The organism is Rhizobium leguminosarum bv. trifolii WSM2297, from assembly GCF_000271845.1.
This window is the reverse complement of record NZ_JH719392.1, coordinates 133,360-158,241: the sequence shown is the minus strand read 5'-3', so window position 1 is coordinate 158,241 and position 24,882 is coordinate 133,360. Positions and strand designations below refer to the sequence as shown.

Genomic DNA, 24,882 nt, shown 5'->3' with positions numbered 1-24,882 from the left:
TCGGCTATGTATGCGGGTATGGAAACAACGCCGCTGAACAGTCAGGACGAGCTAGCTGTTTTGCGTGCACTCGTCGCGGAACAGGCGGCGAAACTTGAGAGCCAGGAAGCCGAAGTCATCAAGCGCGACTCCATTATCGGGCTTCTGCGCGCGCAACTGGAACTGCTCCGCCATCGGCAGCATGGCGCTTCTTCGGAAAAGATCGACCGGAAGATCGAGCAATTCGAACTGATGCTGGAGGAGATCGAGGCCTCTCGTGCCGAGGCTGAGATGCGCTCCGGGAAAGCTCCTTTGCCGGAGTTGAACGACACCCCGGACAAGCCGAAGCGCAAACCGTTGCCCGATGGTCTTCCCACCGAAGAGCTGGTCTATGCCGCGCCCTGCAATTGTCCGACGTGCGGAGGCACATCATTCCTGAAGGCAGCAGACAAGGTGGTCCAGGTGATGGAGCACGTGCCGGCGTCCATCAAGATTGTCCGTCATGTCGAAAAGCGCATGATTTGCAGGGAGTGCGACACGACGGTAGCGGGTGAGATGCCGACCCTGCCCATCGAACGCGGCAAGCCCGGACCGGGATTGCTCGCCCATATCATGGTCGCCAAATTCGACGATCATATCCCTCTCTACCGCCTATCCGAGATGTACGACCGGCTGGGGATAGACATCTCTCGCTCTGTCATGGCGGACTGGGTTGGCCGCGTGTCGTTTTTGCTTGCGCCGCTCGTCTTGGCTATCAGGGCGCACATCGCCGCGCTTGACCGAATACATACAGACGATACCCCGGTCGATGTTCTCGACCCTGGGCGAGGAAAGACAAAAACTGGCAGGGTTTGGGTCTATGTCTTCGATGGCAGCGGTTATCAAGATCCCACTCCCGGAGCAATCGCCTATTACTATAGCCCCGACCGAAAGGGCGTGCATCCGGCTGACCATCTCGCAAACTTCAGCGGCGTGATGCATGCTGATGGCTATGGAGGTTACAAGAAGCTCTACGGCAACCAGATCGTCGAGGCCGCCTGCATGGCGCATGTGCGCCGCAAGTTCCACGATGTGATCAAGCTGAAGCCATCTCCGATCGCCGACGAGGCACTGTCGCGCATCGGTGCGCTCTACGATATCGAGGATCGCATCCGCGGCATGTCGGCTGAGGAGCGACGCAAACTGCGCCAACAACATGCCAAGCCCATACTGGGAGAGCTGAAGGTCTGGATCGAGGCTACGCTTTCGACGCTGCCACAGAAGCAGAAGCTGGCGGAAGCGATGCGATATGCCCTCTCGCGGTGGGCAGCGTTGAGCGTTTACATCGACGATGGCCGTGTTGAGGTCGACAACAATATAGCCGAGCGCGCCATGAGACCGCTTGGAATCGGAAGAAAAAACTGGCTCTTCGCCGGGTCAGACAAGGGCGGTGAGCGCATCGCCAACATCCTGACCATCATCGAGACTGCCAAGCTCCATGGTCACAATCCGGAGGTCTATCTGACAGACGTCCTGACTCGGATCCAGAGCCATCCCAAGGATCGGCTCCAGGAATTGCTACCGTGGCAGTGGGTGCCGGCGAAAGACCGATGCGAGGCTGCGTGATGGCACGCTCGAGGTTCATCTACACGCTCAAAGAAGTCGCCAGCATGATCGGCGAGAACCTTGAACTACTCGAGGAAGTCACCGCCAACTCGGACAATATCGCCGAGGGCGAATTGGTATATGTCCGCGATGGCAGTGAAGATGGCACAAAAGGCCTGACCGAAAATGGAATTGACGACCTTCGAGATCTCCTGGCCGACATAAGGACGTGGGATGGTGGAATCCGCCAGTTCCTCGTCGATGAACAATGCGATCCCGAGATGATCGAGCGCGTCATGGCAGATGAGCTAAGCCGCAAGTCCTAAACCGCGCCTCGTAGACGCAAAAAATGCATTCGCCGGACGCTCACGGAACGGCAGCAAGTTGAAGTCCTCCGGCAGGTGCCACGCGAGCCGCCGCCGCTCCGCGGGTTTGATCCCGGACAGGTTGAAACCCGAAGCGGATCGTGACGGGTGCGAGAGCTTTGCCTTAAAATAGCCCTCCGGAAGCCGATAGCGCCGCTCGATGCGGGATAGCACGTGGAAACTCTCGGTGCTGCGCGGCACCCTCCTGCCTTCGATCCAGCTCAACAGCGTATTCTTGTCCGTCAGATCGTCAGGGCCGATGATGCCGCGATAAAGCGTCCAGTAGGTTTCTCCGTGGCGCCGAAGATGCAGTTGCAGTGCCTCCGCGAAGTCCGTCGGATCTTCCCAGACCTTGAACAGGGCTTCTGGAAACTCGACGGCGACGCGGGCAGACGCCACGCCGGCAGGCTTCGACTTTACTGGCGGCTCCTGCACTTGTGGCGCCGCTCGGGCGACCGCTGGCGGCGCCGCCTTGGTCCTCGACGTCTTCGCTGGTTTACGCACGTCAGGTTTCTCGGCACCGGCGGCGAGGCGAGTATCGCGGATCCACCGAGCAATCGCATCCAGGGCAGGATCGATCTGACGCGCATTCGCAGCGAGTTCCTTGGCATCAATGCCGGACGCCGCTGCAACGACGTCCCAGTCGGTCTTCCCGTTCGTTCGAGGCGCTGACCGCCTCGCTTTGATGAGGGAGTACAGATAATCCCTCAGCCGACGTAGCTCATCGACCCTCAGCAAAGGCGAGAGGCGGAGCTGGCAGAAGGCGTCGATCTTGCGTTGAAAAGTTTTCGCAGAAAATTCGTTCATTTCCATTCACATAGCTGTTGTTGCGTTTCCCGCGGATGCGGGGCACGCGGGCTATGTGATGGCGATTAAACTCTGGTAACTGACCGGCCATGAAGGCGGTGGACTCTGAAAAAATGCGAGGCGCAGGGTTGGCAGCATGAGTGTCTGGTAGTCAGGAACCGACATCAGGGGCCTCGTTGCTTGAAATAGGGCTCGCACCAGGCAGGCGCAACTTGCGATATGCCTCGGATGAAAGCCATCCAAGCACGACCTTCTGAAACGACTTGTCGTTCATAAATCGAGCGAAAATCTCCTCGTTCTGGTCCATGCGTTCAACGAAAAGCGCTTCAAGCAAGTTCTTGAATACAAGCTCGAACTTTTCGCCAGGGTTGACGGACGCGGCCTGCTTCAGCGCCACGTCGGAAACAGCAGCCTCTACGATCTGATCAAAAAACAGTTGATCTGCCTGATTGAAATCAGTGCCGAACCGGTCGTTAACGACATCGATGAGCCGGGACAGTGCAAGCGGTTGCTCGCGAAGCGTACCGGATCCTAACTCGGAGGGGCCATCAAGCCGATTGGCCTCTCCATTGCTCAGGCTGATCGAGCCTTCGCTGATCTTCTGCAGGCGATAATACTCAAGCCGCACCTCGTCATCGAACTGGTAAGACGGCCCAGCGCCGCGCTTCGGCAGCTTGGTCGCGAGGTGCCGCAGGAAAACATACAGGCGCTCAAGGTCCGTATCCTGATAGGGAATGATCTGGCTGAGGAACCCATAGAGGCTACAGAAAGCCATCAGCTTGCCCCGCCACAGCTCGGCCTCGTCTGGCTTTTCCTGTTGAACTTCCTTGAAGCGGGTCACACACGGATCAAGTGCCGCATTCATCAACTGATGATCGTTCGGGCTCTGGCGTTGGCGCGGCTTGAAATAGACGGCGCTAAAGCGTTCAACGTCTTCGCCGATATAGACTCCGTCGGCGTCGAGTTCGCTCTTTATCTCATACATTCGGGCTGGGTCGACGTCCTCGCCCACCTCGGCGCCCTCGAAATAGGTCTTGAATGCCTCGCGGATTTCATCTCGTTCGTTTACGAAATCGAGGACGAAGGTGTCTTCTTTCAGCGGATGGATACGGTTCAGGCGCGATAGTGTTTGAACTGCCTGAATACCAGCAAGCCGCCTGTCGACATACATTGTGTGCAACAAGGGTTGGTCGAAGCCCGTTTGGTACTTCTCGGCGACGAGCAGCACCTGATACTCCTGGGTGGCGAAGACCTCTGGCAGTTCCTTCTCACGGACGCCGAGATTCATCCCCTCTTCGGTGTAGGCGACATCCTTCAGCTTGTCGTCCGTGACAATGCCGGAGAAGGCCACCAGCGACTTGATGGCATAGCCCTTATCCTTGATATAGCGGTCAAAGCTCTGCTTGTAGCGGACCGCTTCGAGACGCGAACCTGTGATTACCATTGCCTTGGCCCGGCCACCGATCTTGTGCTGGGTCGCGGCGTGGAAATGCTCGATCATCACCTCCGTCTTCTGGGCGATGTTGTGAGGATGCAGCTTGAGAAAACGGGCAAGCGCGCGAGCAGCCTTCTTCCGCTCGACGTTCGGATCGTCTTCGCTCGCCCTCAGGAGCCGGAAATAGGTGGCGTAGGTCGTGTAGTGCTTCAGCACGTCGAGGATGAACCCTTCCTCAATTGCCTGTCGCATCGTGTAGCGATGGGCGGGCTTGTCATCGCGTCCGAACACCTTGAAGGTCTTGTGCTTCGGCGTTGCGGTGAAGGCAAAGAAGCTCAAGTTTGCCTGCCGCCCGCGCTTCGCCATCGAGCGGTAGAGTTCCTCCACATCCTCTTCGTCGTTCTCGGCCCCGTATTTCGCGGCTTCCTCGCGAAGGCCCTGACCGCCCAGAACCTCCTTCAGATCGGTCGCCGTTTCGCCGCCCTGCGAGCTGTGCGCTTCGTCGATGATAACGGCGCAGTGCCGTGACCTTAGCGTGCCGCCATTCGCTTCCCCGCGCTCCTCCGCCATCTTCGCGAGCTGACGCGAGACGAAGGGGAACTTCTGTAAGGTAGTGATGATGATCGGCACGGCGCTTTCGAGCGCTTCCGCAAGCTGGCGCGAACTCTCGTCGATTTTCTGCACGACGCCGTGCTTGTGCTCGAACTGATAGATGGTGTCCTGCAACTGCTTATCCAGCACCACGCGATCGGTGATCACGATCACGCTGTCGAACACGCGTGCGTTCTTGTCGTCATGCAGTGACGCCAGCCGGTGTGTGAGCCAGCCGATGGTGTTGCTCTTGCCGCTGCCGGCGGAATGCTCGATCAGGTAGTTGTTGCCTACGCCTTCGCGCTGCGCCTGATCCACCAGCGAGCGAACCGCTTCGAGCTGGTGGTAACGCGGAAAGATCATCGTCTCCCTTTTTACCTTCCGGCCCTGATCGTCGCGCTTTTCCTCAACCTGCAGGTGGATAAAGCGCGCCAACAGATCGAGTAGGCTGTCACGCTGCAACACCTCTTCCCAGAGATAGGCCGTGCGGTAACTGCGACCCTTGGGGTCGGGCGCATTACCAGCGCCACCGTTGTTGCCCTTGTTCAAGGGCAGAAAATGGGTGGCTGCTCCCGCGAGCCGCGTGGTCATGAACACCGTGTCGGTGTCGGCTGCGAAGTGGACGAGCATACGCCGCTTGAACTCGAAGATCGGCTCGCGCGGATCGCGGTCGTGGCGGTACTGGTGCAAGGCGTGCTCGACCGTCTGCCCGGTCATCGGGTTCTTGAGTTCGACCGACGCGACTGGAATGCCGTTTACGCTCAGCGCAACGTCTAAGGACTTTTCAGAGTTTTTTGAGAAATGGAGTTGCCGCGTGATCCCGATGCGGTTGGCGGCGTATCGGGCTTCCAATTCGGGGTTCAGCCCATGCGCCGCCTTGAAGAAGGCCACACGCAGAGTCTTGCCGTAGCACTTGAACCCATGCCGCAAGGTGGACAGTGAGCCCTCCCGATCCATCCACTTGGTGAGATCGGCAAGGACTTGGGCGCCGGTCTTTTCCCCGTGTAGTGCCTCCAGAGCCTTCCATTCCTTCGGCTGTGTGTCGCGGATGAAGGAGAGGATTGTCTCAGGGAATATGGCGCGAGCGCGGTCGAACCTCGACGGAGGTTCCAGCACGGCACCGTTCGCCAGCATAGTGGCCTCGATGACGGTTTCGAACGCACCTTCTGAATGCCTAGCGTAGTTCATGCCGTTCTACCTCACAGCTTCTGCCGAAGAAACCAGACTGCGACTGGACTAAACGGCTGATACTCCGCCGCGTTGATGCGGTAACTGATCTGTTGTTGGACCTTTTGTCGAGCATCTGGTGTGGAACGCCACCATTGGAGTACGGAATCCAGCACGGCCTTCCGACTGCTCTTCAAGTAACTGAAATTCAAACCTAAAGTGCCATTCAACTGTGTGTTGAAGTCTTCGTCCGGGCTTGAAATTGTCCCGTCGGCGAGATACTTCAGCCTTGTTTCAATGGCATGAGCGGTATCTGCCGGATTCCAATTAAGATCGCGATTGGCCTTTTTGGTGTCGCAGTGCTGAGCGGTCGGCGATCTCCCTTCCCCGCCAAGGCACGCGCCGAGCAGATTTGCGTAGACAAGTTGCTGCTGGGGATAGTTCGCCTGGCTTTGCCAGTGTTCAATCTTCATCGCGGTCGATTCCGCCCGAACACGCCCGGTGCAGTAACAGCACAGGCCCTTTTGCTCGCCGACCAGAGCTGCGCGTAGGTCGTCTTTCTGAGCGTAGTTATCGTAGTCGCTATGCGCCTGAGCCCGGTGGTACGTGAGACTGTTCGGTTCGGCGCCTTTAGTGATCATCCTCACGCATCCCCCTCCATGAAATCGAGAAGGGTCATTGCGCGCGTAATCTCCGGGTCATCCTCACCGATATCTGCAGAAAGCTTTTTTATTTCAGCCCTTGCAGCGTCTACTTTTCCATCGCCTATGAGCTTCGCAATTTTCGCTATCTTGGCTTCCACGCCTGCATTCCGCGATTTGGTGTCCATTACCTCTTCGAGGACACGGCTTGAATCGATCCCGAATGAGCGCGCTGGCGAATAGACATGGCCGTCCTTGATGAGCAGGATCCTGTCGTGAGCCACTTCTCCAATCACCTGCGGCGAATGAGTGGTGGCAATAAACTGGCAGCCACGGAACGTCTCCGTCAGAAGAGGCACGATCTGGCGCTGCCAAAGCGGGTGCATGTGCATATCAATTTCATCGATCAGAACGACTCCGACGCCGTCTCTGACTGGGTCGTCTAAGACTGGATTGGATTGCGAGAGGCGGCGAGCAAGGTCGAGAGCCAGCGCAAGCACGCCTCGCTCTCCCTCAGAGAGATACCGCACGTCGAGTTCAACGCCGTCCTTTGAGATCAACAGCCGTGGCTTGTCCGCGCCGTTGGTCGCCCGCAGCCCTGTGCAAGTCGGCAAGAAACGGGCTGCGGCGGATTTCAGGGCCTCAAGATGGAGTCTTGCACGCGGCAGTTCTTCCGCCAACGCCTCTTGCGCCAGCATCCACGACGCCATGTCTCGTAGATGAAGGGGCCGGACATCGGAAAGCGCATCGGCAAATGCCGCAGCCTGACCTCCGCGGCTTCGACCAATCTTGATTTGCTCATCGGTGGGATGCGATCTGCGCGTTCCGAAGTAGATTGCAATGGGTTGATTGCCTGACGGATCGACCTTCGGCCAGTGTGGGGGTGACAGCTCTTCCCTTTCAGGCGTGTCTAACGTCGCGTTCCGAACAGACCCCTCTTCATCCGGAATAAACTGTTCTCTCGGCTTGTGCAGCAGTAGGTTCCGTTGCCCTTCGGGGAAGTCGAGATCCAGATCGACGGTCAGCGAGGCGCTTACCTGCCGGATATCCTGGGCGGCGAATGCCAGAGGCGTCGAGCGGCTCGCCGTGAACTTAGGCAAAACCCGAGACAGTGAGACCCGCAGAGCCTCGAGGACGCTGCTCTTGCCGACGCCATTGACACCCACCAGTAACGTGAAGTGCGGATCGAATTCGAACGTCGCATGGTCGAAGCCGCGAAGGCCGGCAACGCTGAGCCGTCTGATCTTCATGCCGCCTCCGGGATTTCGATTTGGCCGGTCACGGCCGCTGCTATCAGGGCTGCCCGGCGCTCCCTCAACAATGCGATGGAGTTCTCGGTCGAGGCGCGCAGGCGGTCGATCTTGGCGGTTTCTGCCGTGATGTGGTCGACGAGCTGTTGCTGTTCATGCAGCGGCGGGACCGGCATGAAGATGTCTCGAAACCCATCCCAGTAGAGGCGCAGTCTGTCCCAGGTAATGCCTTGAGAGTTGCGCCCGCACTCCGCGCTGAACGACGCTGTGCGGAAGAGTTGGCCAGCGTACTCGGGAAGAAGCTCCGCCTTCGCGGTCGCGACGGTGTAATCGGGGCTAACGAGACCATCAACTGGTGCAACACCCACGGCACCCTGCCACATGCGCATCTTGTTGAAAGCTATGTCGCCACGGCAAGCGATCTTGTAGGTGTTAAAGTCTGCTGCCGTCCCTTCAATCTTGTCGCTCGAGAATTCACGAACTGCAACGCCCGAGTTGATGGAGACCTCCAGCAACGGCAGATCGGGTTCGTTTCGCTCATCACGTTGGGAAAACATGGTTGCGACCCGGCGAACCTTCCAATGCGCAGGGATATCGCCAAGCCAGTCGATGCCGGATGGACGCAGCGGGGCTGAAGGTTCGAGGCCACGCATGACAGCCTCGGCCACGATAGCGCGTCGCTTCTCGGCCATCAGTTCAAGCAGCCGCTGCTTGGCGCCGATCAGGGTGTCGATCTCGGCGGTTTCCGTTTCCACGTAGTCAGCGATCATCTTCTGCGCAGAGATTGGCGGCAGCGGGATTGCAATGTCACCTATCTCAGAAGCATTGATCGCCGGGTAACTGATGCCCGTAGATCGCATCTCCACTTCCGCCAGAAAAGTCGGTTCGCGAAGGACATATCGGCAGAATTTCGGGTCCATCATGTCAGGACGAGGCCTGATCACTGCAAAGCCAGTTGAGACGATAAGGTTCTCGGGCGGAGCTGTAATTGGCGCAATAGCCTGAAGGTAAGTCCGGACAGTAGAGATGATGACATCACCGTCACGAACAATTCTACGCGCCCGACTCGGCGCAGCTTCGAAGCGATAGCTCGCGACCTGATCAACGGTCCCTGACGAATTCACGTTTCCGATATCGATGTACTGAATCTCAAAATCAGGATCTACATCTTCGGTCAGCGTTTCATCGTTGATCGTTGCTGCAAACTTCAGTCGGTGCCGCGGGAATTGGTTTTGGGCCATCATTCCGTCACCTCCCGCAGGAGGCGCAGGATTTCCTCTTCCGCCTTTTTCAGGTCCGCGTCGATGTCGACAAGCTTGCGAGGCGGCGTGAACTGATAGAAGTGGCGGTTGAAGTTGATCTCGTAGCCGACCTTGTCTTTGCTACGGTCCATCCAGGCATCGGGCACGTGTGGCAGCACCTCACGTGCGAAGTAAGCGTCGATATCCTCTTTCAGCGGGATGTTCTCGAAATCGCGCAGGTCGGGGTCCGCCTCGAAGCTTTTCCCAGACTTCACTTGCTTGGCCTCGGTATCCTTCACGGTGAACACGTTGCGGAAAAGCTTGACCTCGGGCGCACGCCAGCGCGACTGCCGCTTCTCCAACAGCTTCTCGATGCTGCCCCAGACCTTGTTCCAGTCCAGTTCCGGTTCGCGCCCCAGCGCCTGGTCGATTGCCTGGATGTCGTCGAGCAGATGCGCCGCGGCGTCGAGGAAGCGGGCCTTATCCTCGACCGACATCCGGTAGCGCAGCCGAAGGGGACGTTCGATGGTGACGCGGGTGTAGCCGAAGTCGTCGTTGTCGAAGATCTTTGACTTCGCATTCGGCGCGAACGCCCCATAAAGGCGCACGATCTCGGCGATCTGATCGGGCTCATCCGGGCGGTCGTCGCCTTCGGGTGCCTTGCCCGCTCCGATCTTGCGACGCTTGTCACCCTGACTGCGGCCCATCGGCATATGTATGTCGCGCGCATCGACTAGCTGGATAGTGCCCCTGCGATGCGCGGGCTTGTTGTTTGTGACGATCCAGATGTAGGTGCCGATCCCGGTGTTGTAGAACATCTGCTCCGGCAGGGCGACGATGGCCTCGAGCATGTCGCGCTCGATGATCCACTTGCGGATATTGCTTTCGCCGCCGCCCGCGCCGCCGGTGAACAGGGGTGAGCCCGAAAATACGATGGCCGCCCGCGAGCCATACTTCTGCGCCTTGGGATCGACGACTTCGAACTTCGAGATCATGTGCTGCAGGAACAGCAACGAGCCATCGTTTACGCGCGGCAGGCCTGCGCTCCACGGGCTGCCCTGCGGTGCCTTCTCGTGCCGCCGGACGATTTCCTTCTGCTGCCTCTTCCAGTCCACGCCGAAGGGCGGATTGGCGATGAAATAGTCGAAGGTCTGGCCCTCGAACTTATCATCGGTGAAGCTGTCGCCGAACTGGACGTTCTCGCCTCCACCGTTGTGGTCGACCTGCTTCATCAGCATGTCGGATGCGGCCGTCGCGAAAGCGCGCTTGTTGTAGTCCTGGCCGTAGACGTAGAGCTTCGCGTCCTTGTGGTGATCGCGCATGTATCTTTGCGCTTCGGCGAGCATGCCTCCCGTGCCACATGCCGGGTCGAGCATGCGCATCACCGTGCCTGGCTTGCTTAGGACGTCGTCGGCATCCATGAAGAGTAGATCGACCATGAGGTGGATCACCTCACGCGGCGTGAAATGGTCGCCCGCTGTTTCGTTGGCCAGTTCGTTGAAGCGTCGGATGAGGTTTTCGAATACGAGGCCCATCTGATCGTTCTTCACCCGGTCGGGATGAAGGTCGACCTTCAAGAACTCCTTGAGCACTAGATAAAGAATGTTCGCTTCATTCATCTTCTCAATTTCGTTGGTGAATTCGAAATACTCGAAGATCCGGCGAACATTCGCCGAGAAGCCGCTGATGTAGGATTGGAGATGCCCCACGAGATCTGAGGTGTCGCCGATCATCGTTTCGAACGTCATTGACGAACGGTTGTGGAAGCGGTGCCCAGAAGCTTTGTTCAGCATCCGATCAAGGGCATCATCTTCCAGCTTGCCACCCTTGCGTCGCGCATATTCCGCCAGAACTGGGCCCTTGGTGTCGGCCAGTACGCAATCAAAGCGGCGCAGAACGACAAGCGGCAGCATGACGCGCTCATACTGCGGCGGGCGATAGGGCCCACGGAGGAGGTCAGCGATCTGCCAGATTAAGTTGGCCAGGTCCGAGTGGCTTGCCATGCTATTCCACCTTGCCATTAAGAAGCTTGTTCATTCATTCATTCCACGTTCTGCCCAATCGCCTGCATTTGGCGACGAACTAGATACGAAAGCTTGCTTCAAGCTGAGACAAACTCCCTTTCGACATCGATGGTATGAGTACCGACGTCACCACCGGCACGCAATGGGAGCGCTTGTGATCACCATGGCGGAGCGCGAGGACAAACGGGGCGAAATGTGACTGGGGACCGTTTTCGGCAGCAATCGATCGGTGGCGGCGTCGCGCCGAAAGCGGCTGTCAGTATAAGGAATGACCGCATATTTCTTCGCTAGAACGAACACCCTTAGAAAGGCTCCGTTACATGATGAACGACGCCTATGACGGCGGCAGAACAATGCCGCACAATACGCTCGGTAGTGCCGTAACATCCTCGGCAGAGCGTCTTTCCTCACAACACGCGGCACTCTCGCAGCAGGTTTAACGCGGTTTCCAAACGGTCGGGGGTGGCCTCTGGCGGGTTCCCGAGCGTGGTACCCGGCGTTTGGGTCCAACCTCCTTCATCCATGACAATCCGAAGTCGCAGGATCGTTTTGCCGCGTCCGCGTGCGTCGGCCAGTCCTCGATTAACACACCAGTACGTGTGCTGAGCCATTACCCATGTCTCGATGACCCGGACCAAGAAATCCCGCGGAGTAAAATCTCGCCATTGCTCGGCTTCTTTGCGAGCCCGAGCGAGCGGCAGGCGATCAAACGTCTCGAACTCCAACGCCTCGTCTGGCGCTTCTCGCAAGCTGTGGCGCAATCCGGCGAGAACCGCCACGGCAATCCGATCCCGCGATCGCAAAGCGGCCTTGATCAGCTCTAGGACTTTAACCGGGCTCCTGTTCGCCCGCGACGAAAACAGCCAGGTGGAGGCCGTTTCGGGCATCTGCGTCTTGTCTAGCTGCGCAATGAATTCATCGGCCAGTGCCTGGCTATGAAGCGGCCCGTCACCGAGCGTTTCAACGGTCCAGAAGAAAAGTCCTTCCAATGCGAGACGGAAAACTTGGCGCACTTGGACGGCACGCCAATCGGATGCGATGGCCGGGCGCGTGTCAGAGGCATCCCACGCTTGCGGCGGGTCCGACATGCGCGCCCTGATCTCGTTGACGTCATAATCTTCGATGCCCAGATCTTCAGAGCCTGCGCGGATAAGTTCGATCCCGTTTCGACGAGCAGCAGGCGCCTTCGATCCTCCAAGCCGTTCGTAAAATGCATCACGTTCTAACTTCAGAGGCTTCTCCATTGACCACATCTTACCCCATCGTTCAGCGTCCTCGCGCTTTACCCTTACCCGACCAAATTGACTAAACGCACGATGATCGAGTTGGCCTTCAAATTTCCGCTCGAAGGCGTCAAGAACAGGATCGAGCTCCGGCGGGGTACCGAAGACACCTACTCCTTCATCTGCTCTTTTGATCCAGCCCATTGTTTGCAGGCTGGGCCCATAGTTCAGCGGAGAAATGAGACCCGTCGAATAGCGACGCATGTCCCGCCGGCGCTTCCACTCCTCCCCGCCGAAAACATAACTTTCAGCATCAAGCAATTCCCGCATTGCGACTGCCCCTGGGAGGTCTGCGTTTGGGTCGACCAAAAACTGTGACCAGGCGTAGATTGCTTCAATTCGATCTACGAAGTCGCGCATCTCGAAGTCGGTAGCACCCTTTTTCTTGTCGTTCTCGAGAATACGGCGAACTCGCCGCCATGCCCACGCCATGATGACGTAAGGTCGGATATGCCGGGCGACGTTGTTAAGATCCGGAAACACTCGGTCCATCAGCCCAAAATTGATCTGGCGGAGTCCTAGAGGATCGACGCCGCCGGGACTTATGCCAATTTTGCTCGCAATCTGCGGCTCCTCTCTGGAAGCCGCTTCCTCAAGAAGTTCGGTAACCGACATCGGCATCAGATTTCCTCGCATAGAATAATACGACCGCAACATTCAGTGACGCCGAGCTGACGGAGGTCGGCGGAGCGTGCCAACGGCAAATTCATGCGACAACGCGGGCAGCCGGAGGGCCGCTTCTTGAAGACCGAGAACTTGCTGAAAAGGTCTCGATCGGTCAGGGCCTTCTTAAGCTTTTCCCATTGGTCCGACTTCGACAAGAGCACGGATCCTTCAAAAGGCATCCCTAAGGTGGCCGCAAGCAGATAGGCACAAACTTCCTCGCCACCGGTCTTGGAGCGGACGATGCATTCGATGAACTCCGCAGGATTGAAATCCTGCGTAAGCAACTCCATAAAGACCGGTATGGTCTCGAAGATGCCGGGGGTCAGCGTGCTTGGATCAACGCCGCGAAGTAGCAGGGCACGCCTCGCCCTTCCAGCGCCATTTGGCGCGACATCCGTCCCGTAGTATACTAAGAAGGCCGCCAACGCCTGATCAGCGGCCGAGCCGGTGAACGACGTTATTGCGGGCAGCAACTGACTAATCCACGATCGTACCTTTGCAGACGGCGGTCGTATTCGATCAGCGACGAAATGCGTCAGCGTGAGGGCAAGAAAGGGATCTGCTGCAGGACTTTCCGAGTCGAGCATCTTAGGAAGCAGGGCCTCGAAATGCTCGATCGACTTTGCATTCTGCTGATCATTTTCCCGAGTGCGCTTCGCGTTTGTTTTCTTACCGTCGTCGGTGGCGTCGTCATCTCTTTCGGAGTCCCAAGGCCCGCGCGGTGTCGAGAATGCCGACCGCAGCAATGCCATCGCGTTCTTCCAAGCGGCGGAGCCGTTCGCGCTGTCTCCGCCGCGAATATCTTCAATCGAACCCTCGAGGCTTCCAAGGTTCACGAATGTCGCAGTCTCGCTTTCGTGGCCCCCCGCAGAAGCCGCTGATTCCTTCGCAACGCGAGGCAATCTCTTAGGATCCTCACGAAACCATGCCAACACAGCTGCAACGTCTGCTGGGGTTTCATTGCCTGCAAGGACTGCGAACAGACGGGTCGCCATTGGACCCACCCTTCGCACCAGCTCTGTTGCGGCAGTGATGGCAACGAACCCTTCGACCACTGTCTCTTGCTGCTCTAGCCGAAGAACAAGACGCCCAATTTCCCAAGCGTCCTGTTCGAGGCCATACGCCTCAATGCTCAGGCGGCCGGTAGCATCGATGTTAGCATAGCCAAGCTCGCGAGTTTTCCGAACTGTTCGCACGCAGACTTTCACTCGCCCACGGACTTTAGGGGTGATGACGGTGGCTTTGATCGCGCCGCTATCAAGCGAAGCCCGGAGAATACCGACACTGCCTGTGATCTCCTCGCCTTCGTCTGCCGCCTTGGTGCCTGGCCGTTGCGGGACGTCTGCGGAAGACGTCTTCCATCCTATGAATGTTTGTCGTTGGATACGAAGGACCGACGCCTCGACGTTTGCCCCGAACAGCCCAGCATGTGTGCTGTTGGCGCTGCCGGCTACCAACAGCCTCCCCCGTTGGCACAGGATCTCGATCGACTTTGCGTGAAGAAGACGGCCATCAGCCTTGAACGGTAGCGAGACTTCGACTGCGTCGCGTTTGCGTTTTCCCTCGAACGGCCACGAGACCGCTCCGATACCGCGAACGTTGCCATCTTCGTGAACGTGTAGCCGAACATCGTCGCACGACAACAAGTCGGAAAAAGCGTCGACTCCGCGTCCGTCAAGGTCGTGGTATGGGGATACGAAAGTGATCCTTCGGGCACCGCCGAGTTCATCAGCGAACCGCGCGATCTCCGAGCCGATGGAGCCGCCGACGCTGTGGATGACTCGTACCGCGCCAGTCCTTGGTCCGGTACGGTTCGCAGCGCGAAGAGTCTCTGCCAATCGAATGAAAGCAGGGCCTGCCTCCGTCTGAATGCGTTCAGACATGGCGAGAAGCTCGAACATGTCTGCCGCGTCGGCCATGGCGTCTGAAGCGAAACTTGGATGGAGGTGTTCTACAACCTCCAGATTGCCTCCCCAGCCGCCAAACGTGAGGTTACCCGAACCGACGAGAACATGGGCGTCGTGCGCAGACGCGAAGACACTTATCTTTGGATGAAAGACGCCCGTTGTGCAGCCGACTGGCTCGATGTCGTAGTCGCGACCCGCACGTCGAGCGCCTTCCTCGCTCAGTCCCGATCGCACCCCTTCGGGATCGGCGAGGATTAGAGCCGACCGACTGCCGCCTCGGACTAGACGATCAAGGACAACTGCCTCGAAAAACGACAGACTCAACGCATAGGTCGTAAACGCGACGCGTTCCCACGGCGCTGCCGATACCAAGTCTAACGGATTCAAGAATTCTCCCTCTAAGCCAACTCGAAAGTCTGCCACTGCAATACGATCGAGCGAATACTGTAATCGCTATGATTGTTTATATTTACCCGCAACGCAACTCGATTTGAGAGGATCCACCCACGACGATGCTTCACGTCCGTTGTGGCGGGGACGCCTTGTTCCTGCAGGATGGAGACGCTGAAGGTGAACGGTGGAATACGTGTACAAATCTCGCCTAGCTACTTGGTGGCGAGCTGTTAGAAGCCTATATTTTAGTCTCTGCAGACGAATATTAAATATGAGGTCTGAGTTGGCTGTCACCGCTTTCATTTCATACTCGCATGCCGACACGAAGCATCTGGAAAGACTTCATAAGCATATGGCTCAACTGCTCAGGGACGGTGTCTTCGAGACGTGGACTGACCACGCGATTGTACCGGGATCAAACCTCGACAACGAAGTATTCACGGCATTGCGTGCTAGCCGAGTCTTTATCGCCTTGGTCAGCCCTGATTACCTCGCTTCGAATTATTGCTACGAAAAGGAATTCGAGGCCGCGCAAAAGCTTGAAGCCGAGGGCCTCCTTCACATCGTGCCGGTGATCGTAGAAGCCTGCGACTGGCTCTCGTCGCCTCTAAAGAGTCGGATGGCGCTGCCGAAGGACGGCAAGCCGATCCCGGAGTGGACGAACGAGAATGTTGCATACCTAAATGTCATCCAAGGCCTCCGTGCAGTAGCGACATCCATGCACAAGAAGACTTCAGGTCCGACTGGCGAACGGGACGCACAGGAAGTGGGTGGTCGCCGCCTGAAGGTCAAGCAAGAGTTCGACACCATCCAACGGCGAGATTTCGCAGACGAGGCCTTCCGTGTCATCCAGGATTATTTCAAGACCTCATGCGAGGAACTGAATCAGGCCGAGGACCTTCGGGCCCGCTTTGAAAAAATGAGTGACAATTCATTCACGTGCACTGTCGTGAACCGTGGCTACAAAGGCGGCCGTGACGCGCACATCACGGTCCACAACAGCAAGGGCGGCCGTCATCACTTCGGCGACATCAATTACTCATGGCAGTCCCATGGCGAGTCAAACACGTCAAACGGTCATGTCCAAGTCGACGCCGACGAGTACAACATGTTCCTCTCGCTGAACGATTTCATGAGCAGCGAGAAGAAACGTTACGACGCGAAACAGGTCGCCGATGTCCTCTGGCTCGAATTCACCAACCAGGCAGGGATCGAATATGCCTGAGGTGAAGCGCTTCCAATGCCTGAACTGCGGTCATCGCTTCGAGATTGACGTATTGGCGCCGGATGAGAAGAAGGAGGCAAAGAGGAAGGACGAGTCGGTCTACCCGGTGGCCTGCCCGAAGTGCCGCCGGACCGACGTAAGGGACGGCTGGGGCTATGGGGCCGTAAGCGGACCGGCGTCTTTCACGTCAGAAATGAGTTAAGCAGCCGTTTGGTGCCCAATTTTTTCAGCCGCGCCCGTTAGAAGGTGTGCAGTTTGGTGATCTTTGAGAGGTTGCCGACATGGAGGATCAGCGGATCGGTCGCGGTCGTGCCAACGGTCACTTCGCCACCATCCTTTTCGAAGGCGCATTCGACATTCTCGACCGCAAACGCGCCCTTTCGGCCCATAACGATCCGATGTTCCTTCTGCCATGCCCAGCCCTCCGGCTTGATGAAAGCAACCCGCTCCGGGAGCGCCCAGTCGGCGTTGGGCGCCGCCGTCAGTTTCTGGTAGTCGACCTCACGACTATATACGCCCCTGCGGTCAAGTTTTGAACGCAGCCGAACATGCATCGATATTCGGCCAAGCAGGCGGTTCGGCTCTTTGACCTCGACACAGAATGGGCATTCGAACTTCGCAGCGATCTCGGGCGACAGCTCAGTGCTCAGGCAATAGACAAAAATGTCGTCAACCCGGACCGAAGCGTGGAACCGCCAGCCGGGCGGCATCTCAACGACATCGCCATTTTCCTTCGTGAGCACTAGGCCCTCTTCAGGCTCGTAGCGTAGCTTGCCGTCGTCCGGGTCGCCGCGCACCAAGTCGTCTTCGTAGGCGCGGAAGTAGCCCAGGGGGCGCGCGAAAATCTGGCCCTTGTCGATCAGCGCGCGGGCGTAAGCTTCCTCGGCAAGATACTTATAGAGAGACATCGTAGCTTCGCTGCAATTTCACGCCACTTTGGGCGGTCGGCCAGCCGTCGATCGCAAGCGCTAGAACAAAGCTCATAATTTGATGAACCGCGGAGCGAGCCGTGCAACCAACCCAGCGCCGCACTCGGAAAAACCGAACAGGCTGAGTACCGGACAGGAAAGCTGGGCGACCACCTCGTGCCAATTAGCGGCAAGGACCGGCACGTCCCAAGTACCGATGGTGGTGCGTTGATCGGCGCGCGCATGCCGACCGGCTGACCAATAGGTATCCCCGAAGTCGTCGATCTCGCGCCCGGCCAAGCCGCGCCAAGTGCATCGAAAGACGACGCGGCTGCCGCCGTATCGCTCGGCCACGATCCGCGCGTGCGTCACTAACTCCGCTGTTTCGCGAATCACGGTTTCAGGGCTGAGCCAAGTACCGGCCGGACGCCCCTTCGCCTCGAAGGTCCGTTGCCGATCTTCGCGATATGGGCGGATAATAGTTGCTCGGCCATCGACGGCGTAGCGCCAATAGTCGGGTAGGCTCGTATCGAAGTCTCCGTCGCCAACGAGATTGCTTTCCAGCACGTCGACACCGCTACCATCGTCGAACTCGGGGTGCAGCGCGGCCGCAATCTCCGGCCGCGTGAAGGGGTAGAACATGCTCCATCCGGTCCAGACGGTCTTGCGGACGTCGCGGTTCACCTGTTCGAGAACAGGCTGCAATTCGTTCGCCGGTATCGCAATACCGGTATCGGACAGGATTAAATAGCTCAACTGGCAATGATTAGCACCGATATCGACCAGCCAGCGCAACGCGGCCGCCTTCTCGAGGGTCGTTCGCCAGCGCGCGTCACTCTCATCATGCCAGTTCTTCAGCCGATCTGCTATCGCGGGCGGTGGTGGTTCGGAGATGGGCTGGACGGCACGGGCAATATCCGCCAGCAGATTGTCTCGATCGGAGAGAACGCAACGCCGGATCAACGATTGCCAGTCCTCGATGCCTATAGCCGCTTCGCTTTTCGGTCCGGGTTTACGGACATAGTAGGTGCCGGCCCGGATCCCCTGTGGCTGGCCCTTCTGATCGTGTGGACCATCGGCCTTGGAACCGATCGGTGTCGATCCGTGCGAGGGCACGCGCACGACCGGATAAATGAGGCCGGCGCTCGACTGAACGAGTCGGACATCGCACTGGAAAGCGGGCGCAAGATATCGGGTGACGATCCGACCGAATGTGTCCCGGCTATATCCTGAAAGGTCCGTCGGTCGGTTAGGCGCGACGCTTTCGTCATCGCGAAAGCCGAAAACAAGATAGCCGCCCCCATGGTTGGCGAGCGCGGCGATATGCCGTGCGAGCTTGGCCTGCGCGACCTTGTCACCAAGATCGATCCAGTCCTTGAGTTCAATATCGAGCGTCTCGCGCGGGTAGTCGATCAGGTCCGTTAGATCACTGCGCTCAAACGTGGTCTTTGCCATCGCTCTCCATCCGCACTACTAAAATCAGGCTAGTGCCATCGTTCCTCAACGTCATACATTTTTGGAGAATTTCGCTCTAGTGGCAGCTTCTGGAAAATGTTGCCCGATCTTAGAATGACCAAGTTGAAGGCGCAAAGCGGTCATCCACGCGGTAGCGGCCAGATGGCGCGTTCGGTCCCGTAAGCGGAAATTATTGCCGCTCGCCTGTCCTGTTGACTGATGCCCAAAGCCAGGGCACAAAGGTGGCATCCACGGTCGCTCGCGATGGGAAAACACAGGGGATTTCAAGGCAATCTCGCTAAGCCTTTGAAATCACGTGAGAATCCAAGGTCACCAGGCAAGCGATTTTTGAATATATTTTCGCTGTTTAGAAGCTGCCATTCCCCACTGAAAAAATGACGTCTACAGCTACTTGGTACAATTTTCAGTCAGAAACTATGTGACGTTCTCCAGATCCCGAGAACGTCCAGAGCTCAGTAAAAGACGGCTGGGGACCGTATTCGGCTGCCGCAAAAAAGGGCCGCGCCCAACGACGGTGTTGGGGCCGAAATCAGGCTGACGCTCCCAATGTTACAGAGCGGAAAGCAGACGTTGAGTCTGTAACCGCAAAGGTCTCAAACGGGCTCGAAGCTGATCTTTTGTCATTGTCCACGCTGTGCGATGACACCACATCGCACAGTCAAAATACTGACGTTCGTGACGAGCAAGCTATCAGCCGAACACAAGCTCTGGCACAACCACTTCCCAAACATCTCGGTTAAGGTGCACCCGGAACTCTTCCTGACTGTCGGCCTTGCGCCAGCGCACGATGGCGCCGACCTCGCCGCGGAGGAAGTTTAGTCCTTCGGGAGGTGACCAGCTTTTGGCCATGCGTCCGAGAATTTGCCCCCGAGCATCCTGCATTATCCAAGTGAGGCCATCGCGCACGATCTGAAGTGGGGCTCCCGCCTTTGCCGCCGAGATTGCGACAAGCGAGGGATGATCCGGCCCGAGACGCCCGGCCCACGACAGGTCCACGGTCTTGAGGTTCGGCACTTGGTATAGCACAGCCGGAGAACCGGCGGCATCAGAGATGTCTGGCGCGGTGCGGCGCAGCGCATACTCTTCGCCGTGCGGGACGAACGAATGCTGTCCTTCGGCAATGATGGCAAGGCTACGTCGCGCTCTGGTCATGGCGACATAAAAGAGGCGGCGCGGCGCATCGGGATCCTCGCCCTTAGAGGGCCGGTCCCAACCGCCATTCAGGATGACGACGTCCTCGAACTCCAAGCCTTTCGATCGATGCGCCGTCAGCAGCAGCAGTGCGCGCTGATCGCTGCGCGCATCATGGGCCCACTCAGCGAACCACTCGACGAGGTCAGGCACGGGCATGGTTTTGTTCGCAAGCTCTTTCGCCAGAGCGGCGACGCCTTCGGCGATCAGGTCGGTCCAGCGGTTGGACGGTATCGCGTTCAGCATGCCCACCAAATCACGGACGCCCAACAAACGTCTAGGATCGCTGCGCAGGAGGTCGATGAACTGCTGCATTTCGCGCAGACGCCAGATGCTGGGCAGGCTCTCATTTGCCATCTCCACCGGAATGCCCAGCGTTTCGGCATAAGCGCGCACCGGAGCCAACCGCCGCCAGTCACGAGCTATGACCGCCGCACGCGACCAACTCCACTCCGGATCAAGGCGCGATAGGCGGACGAGTTCATCAACTGCGGTCATCGCCTGCACCACATCGCCGGATGGGCAGTCCAGCACTTGCACCCGCCCACGGGCCACAGGATCGAGCGCCGCCATCTCTCCGCCTGGCGGCACCGCGCTGCGTTTGCGATCGATGTCAATGTCGTGACCGGCTTTCATACGGGCCGAGGCTGGCGCAATGACCGCGTTGGCGGCCGCGATGATATGCCCAGTCGAGCGATAGTTCTCGATCAGGAACACCGGTCGTGCATTATAGTCGGCCTCGAACTGGCGGATGAAGCGGATGGATGCCCCAGCGAAGGCGTAGATGTTCTGATCGTCGTCGCCCACCGCAAACAGGCTGAGCCGAAGCTCCTTATCGTCCAGTGAGCGGCCTGCAACGGCGGAGATCAACGCATATTCCTCAGGGCCAATGTCCTGATACTCGTCCACCAGGATCCAGCGATAGCCCTGAATTAGCGTATCGCGTTGTGCCTCGGCCTCGGTTTTGCTGAGTCCCTCGCCGTTCAACTGGCGCACTGCTTCCAAGACGATCCCGTCGAAGTCGTGTGACGTCTCGTTCGAAGTTCCGGCAAAGCTCGCGCCCACCAATCGCATCGCGAGGGCGTGGCAAGTGGAGATGGTCACGGCAGTCGCGTCATCGCCAATCAGATGCCGCAGCCGGATACGTATCTCGGCGGCGGCATGCCGGTTGTAGGTCAGCACCAGGATGCCGCGGGGGTCTTCGCGGCGGACACGGATCAGGTAAGCGATGCGGTGCACCAGAACACGCGTCTTGCCCGAACCCGGTCCCGCCAGCACAAGGACGTTTGTCTGTTCGCGGTCGTCAGCGACGATTTCTTGCTGAACTGGATTCTTCAGCGCCTCAACGATCGCTTTCCAGGAGCTGCCAGTGGTTTGACGCCGGATCTCACCGCCCTTGCCGGGCATCCAGCGACGCAGAAAGGCATCGCGTTCCAGCACGAAGTAATCCTCGGACAGCCGATGCGCCTGATCCATCGCAGCAAGGCCCCTTTCGGCATAGGTCGCCATCACATGGGTCTGGATCGTCTGCTCAACGTAGTGTTCCTCCAGGGGTGTAAAATCCTTCACGGTGAACTGGCCGCCCGAGGTGTTCAAATGGACCGTCATTGCCTGCCGGAAAATCGTTAGCCCTTTGCCCAGCGTTACCACCTCCTGCTCGTGCAGCCACAGAAGTGCGCGCTCCATCAGTTTTGTCATGTCCTGAATGCCGCTGCCGCGTAGCAGCGCGTCTCCTGTCAGGGTGGCGAGCAGATCACCCACCGTGGTTTCGACCTGGATATCCTTGCCGCGGCTGCCCTTTGGCAACCTTCCCAGAAGGTGTGCTAGCAACAGTTCGCCACCCTGCCGCCGCAGGTTTGCCGTCTGTTCCAATGCCTGCCAGGACCGTTGCAGCGTGACCATCAACGTGTTGCGCGAAGCCTTGCGCAGCCGCAAATTGCCCTTACCACCATCCTGATCGCGCCCGTCGCGGCCCATGCTGCGCAGCAGCTTTTCCACGATGTCGGGCCGCACAGCGCTGTGCCCCTGATTTCGGAGCGCCTGACAGGTTTCGGCCAGATGCAGGGGAATGCCTTCGGCACCTTCGGCATCGGGGGCTGCCTCACGCATCAGGGCAATCAGCGCCGTTTCAAGCCGCGCGGCCTGCGCCAGACGCTGCTGGGAATGACCGTCGACTGCAACGTGGACAAAGATCGTGACGACGACGTCGTTGCGGGCGATCCCGAGCGCCTCGAGATCGGCCAACGCCTTGTTCAGCATGCCCCCTGTTAATCCGCTGATCCCGGCCAGCTCGTCGGTGGAAATGCCCTGATTGGGCGGCGCGTTCATCAAGTGGCGCGTAATATCCAGAAGCTGCTTGCGGCGGGTGCCGGTGATCGCGGCCTTAGCCAGGATGGCCTCGACTTCCTCCAGGTTGCGGATCCTGAGGGATGAGGGAAAGACCTGAACCTTGTTCTCCTCTCGGCTCAGCAGCGTGGCTTCCTCCAGCCAGGACACCGCGGTCTTCACCCTGGTGTCGTCGGTGTTGATGTCGCGCTCAAACTCCTGATCGCGTTCAGCTCGGACAACTTCGCCTGAGGTGGCCACCACGGTGCCGGTCTTCTTCGTCCGCTCGTCAAGTCGCCGCAGGGCCTTCAGGATCGCGCCGATTTCGTGCCGGGCCAGACGCGAGCGAGCCGAAAGCGAGAACTGGCGCTCGACGTCCTCTTCGGCAAAGAGCAGCACGCAATTGGCATGAGCGCGGTCGCGGCCGGCCCGCCCGGCTTCCTGCAAGTAGTTTTCCAGTGATCCGGGAATGTCGCCATGGACCACCAGTCGGATGTCGGGTTTGTCGATCCCCATGCCGAAGGCGTTCGTCGCAGCGATAATTCGCAGTTCGCCGATGCGAAATCGTTCCTGAATGTCACGCTTCTCCTCGGACGTCAGCCCGGCGTGGAACCGTTCCGCAGACAGACCCTGCTGCTTGAGGAACTCGGCAACGCGCTGCGTCTCGCTACGCGTGGCGCAATAGACCACTGCACCCGAAGCACCCTCCTGTGGTAGCTTGGTCTCGATCACATCGAGGATGTCGGCCAGCTTGGTGCCCCGCTGCGTCGGCCGGACCTCGAAACTGAGATTGGTGCGCACTGCGCCACCGTCCAGCAGCAAAAGTTCGCATCCAAGCCGTGACTTGAAATGCTCTCGGATGTCACGCACCACTTCGGGTTTGGCGGTGGCGGTCAAGCAGAGCACTTGCGCGGGCGCTTCATCCCCCGAGGATTCCTTGATGAAGCGGCTGACATAGCGGTAGTCCGGCCGGAAATCGTGGCCCCATTTCGACACGCAATGCGCCTCGTCCAGCACCCACAGCCCGATCGCGCGCTGCGCGAGAACCGATCGGACGGAGTTGCTGCGCAGTTGCTCGGGCGAGATCAGCGCCATTGCCGCCTCTCCCATGCGCACCCGGTCCAGCGCATCCTGCCGCTCAGGCATCGAAAGCATTCCGTTGATGGTTACGGCAGAGGAGATTCCTGCCCGCGCCATGCCCTGCACCTGATCGGCCATCAACGCGACCAGCGGCGAGATCACCACCGTCAGCGCTCCGGTCTTATCGAACTTCGACAGGGCGGGGATCTGATAGCAGACCGATTTGCCAGTGCCGGTCGGCAGAATACCGAGGACGCTCGACCCGCGCATCGTCTCATCGACGATCCGCTCCTGCAGGGGGCGGCCCATATCATCCACCGGCTCAGCGCGGAAGGCATCGAACCCGAACCAGCGCGACAACGCGCGGACCGGGTCGTTCTTCTCGCTACACCAGGTGCAATCCGGGCTTTTGCAATTGGCGTCGCGTAGGTGCCCCACGATCAGTGCAGCCTCGCGGAACTGCGCCCGTATCCAAGGTGGCATGACGGAATCCCCGCCCGCGACCAAGATCCAGGACAAAGCATAGGCCATCGGCCAACCAAGCTGCGGGTTCGATAGGCGGTTCAGCGTCTGCTCGACCCGCCTCTCGCAGGCGCGCCCCGCCAGAAGCCGTGAGATCGCTTCTCTTGCCACAAGAGGGTCGGGCGCAGGAGCACCGCGAACCTCCCGAAACACCGCGTCGAACCCGTCTGGGTTCTCTATTCTTGTAGCAAGGAAATGAAAGGCTGCGACGGCATCGGGTTGGTCGGCGTTCTGCTGGGTCAGAGCCGCGAGTTGATTGCGCAGTACCTGAAACACCAGTCGCGCATCCAATTCAGGGTCATTGATATGGCCCGCTTGCAGGCGCCCGTCATGGTAGTGCTTGACCAGGTGGTGGTAGGGATTACGCGGAAATGCGAGCGGATTGAGCCATAGAGTGTCTATCGGTGATCTAAGAATATTCGCCAGCCTGGGCCGCACCGCGAAAAGATGAGGCAAGTCATGCCGAAGTATGTTGTGGCCGAGCAGATGCACGCCGCCAGTTGCTTCTGCTTCCAGGCGATCTAGGGCTGCCAGGAGATCGCGCTTTTTTGCCAGTATTGCGGGCCGAGCATCATCGCGCACCGCCGCAAAAGCGAAGATGCCGGCGGTTGCAGGATCAACTTCTAGGTCGATCGAAACGCAACGCTGTAGGAAGAGTTCTAAAGGTTCAGTCATATGCAACAAGCTTTATTCACGTGATGAAACGACTAGCAATCATGGTCGCGCGTTTGGCGAAAGGTCAACGTTCAACTTGTGCTACACAAGAACTTTGCCGGATGGCCACCTATCTAGCTCAGTTTTATAACGCGATCCTGTACCGTG

The 24,882-nt window shown here is 58.6% G+C and carries 14 protein-coding genes; 3 read left to right on the top strand and 11 right to left on the bottom strand.

The genetic code is table 11. The features are described from left to right. The first annotated feature begins 18 nt into the window (after positions 1–18). Positions 19–1,584, top strand: coding sequence for an IS66 family transposase (tnpC, locus tag RLEG4DRAFT_RS00650; protein ID WP_037093118.1), 1,566 nt, complete (start codon positions 19–21; stop codon positions 1,582–1,584). Further along, on the top strand, positions 1,584–1,889 hold the full coding sequence (locus RLEG4DRAFT_RS53025; protein WP_003574546.1) for a hypothetical protein: 306 nt from the start codon (positions 1,584–1,586) through the stop codon (positions 1,887–1,889). Before tnpC ends, RLEG4DRAFT_RS53025 begins: the two co-directional genes overlap by 1 nt. On the opposite strand, the gene RLEG4DRAFT_RS00640 is transcribed toward RLEG4DRAFT_RS53025, so the two are convergent. From RLEG4DRAFT_RS00640 to RLEG4DRAFT_RS00605, 8 genes are all read right to left on the bottom strand, one after another. After that, positions 1,872–2,741, bottom strand: coding sequence for a hypothetical protein (locus tag RLEG4DRAFT_RS00640; RefSeq protein ID WP_003574544.1), 870 nt, complete (start codon positions 2,739–2,741; stop codon positions 1,872–1,874). The genes RLEG4DRAFT_RS53025 and RLEG4DRAFT_RS00640 overlap by 18 nt on opposite strands. A 145-nt stretch (positions 2,742–2,886) precedes the next feature. Then, complete coding sequence (locus tag RLEG4DRAFT_RS00635; protein ID WP_003574539.1) at positions 2,887–5,949, bottom strand: type I restriction endonuclease subunit R; 3,063 nt, start codon at positions 5,947–5,949, stop codon at positions 2,887–2,889. 11 nt (positions 5,950–5,960) lie between these two features. Next, positions 5,961–6,569: a retron system putative HNH endonuclease gene (locus tag RLEG4DRAFT_RS00630; RefSeq protein WP_003574537.1), complete on the bottom strand. Its 609-nt coding sequence runs from the start codon at positions 6,567–6,569 to the stop codon at positions 5,961–5,963. A gap of 2 nt (positions 6,570–6,571) precedes the next feature. After that, entirely contained in the window at positions 6,572–7,819 is a 1,248-nt protein-coding gene (locus RLEG4DRAFT_RS00625; protein ID WP_003574535.1) for an AAA family ATPase, read from the bottom strand. Then, positions 7,816–9,063 (bottom strand): restriction endonuclease subunit S, encoded by a 1,248-nt coding sequence (locus RLEG4DRAFT_RS00620; protein ID WP_003574533.1) that lies wholly within the window; start codon positions 9,061–9,063, stop codon positions 7,816–7,818. Before RLEG4DRAFT_RS00620 ends, RLEG4DRAFT_RS00625 begins: the two co-directional genes overlap by 4 nt. After that, positions 9,060–11,063, bottom strand: coding sequence for a type I restriction-modification system subunit M (locus RLEG4DRAFT_RS00615; protein WP_003574531.1), 2,004 nt, complete (start codon positions 11,061–11,063; stop codon positions 9,060–9,062). Before RLEG4DRAFT_RS00615 ends, RLEG4DRAFT_RS00620 begins: the two co-directional genes overlap by 4 nt. Before the next feature lie 428 nt (positions 11,064–11,491). After that, complete coding sequence (locus RLEG4DRAFT_RS00610; RefSeq protein ID WP_210161320.1) at positions 11,492–12,982, bottom strand: septum formation inhibitor-activating ATPase; 1,491 nt, start codon at positions 12,980–12,982, stop codon at positions 11,492–11,494. Between the two features lie 5 nt (positions 12,983–12,987). Beyond that, positions 12,988–15,327, bottom strand: a complete 2,340-nt coding sequence (locus RLEG4DRAFT_RS00605; RefSeq protein WP_003574527.1) for a hypothetical protein — start codon at positions 15,325–15,327, stop codon at positions 12,988–12,990. 289 nt (positions 15,328–15,616) lie between these two features. Here RLEG4DRAFT_RS00605 and RLEG4DRAFT_RS00600 point away from each other — a divergent pair, with 289 nt between their 5' ends. After that, entirely contained in the window at positions 15,617–16,558 is a 942-nt protein-coding gene (locus RLEG4DRAFT_RS00600) for a toll/interleukin-1 receptor domain-containing protein (protein ID WP_003574524.1), read from the top strand. A 239-nt stretch (positions 16,559–16,797) separates the two neighbouring features. Here RLEG4DRAFT_RS00600 and RLEG4DRAFT_RS00590 read toward each other — a convergent pair whose 3' ends face one another. The 3 genes from RLEG4DRAFT_RS00590 to RLEG4DRAFT_RS00580 form a co-directional block, all read right to left on the bottom strand. Further along, complete coding sequence (locus RLEG4DRAFT_RS00590; RefSeq protein ID WP_003574519.1) at positions 16,798–17,466, bottom strand: hypothetical protein; 669 nt, start codon at positions 17,464–17,466, stop codon at positions 16,798–16,800. A 72-nt stretch (positions 17,467–17,538) separates the two neighbouring features. Continuing rightward, on the bottom strand, positions 17,539–18,921 hold the full coding sequence (locus RLEG4DRAFT_RS00585; RefSeq protein ID WP_003574517.1) for an AlbA family DNA-binding domain-containing protein: 1,383 nt from the start codon (positions 18,919–18,921) through the stop codon (positions 17,539–17,541). Between the two features lie 711 nt (positions 18,922–19,632). After that, complete coding sequence (locus RLEG4DRAFT_RS00580; protein WP_003574515.1) at positions 19,633–24,735, bottom strand: RecQ family ATP-dependent DNA helicase; 5,103 nt, start codon at positions 24,733–24,735, stop codon at positions 19,633–19,635. Between the last annotated feature and the right edge of the window lie 147 nt (positions 24,736–24,882).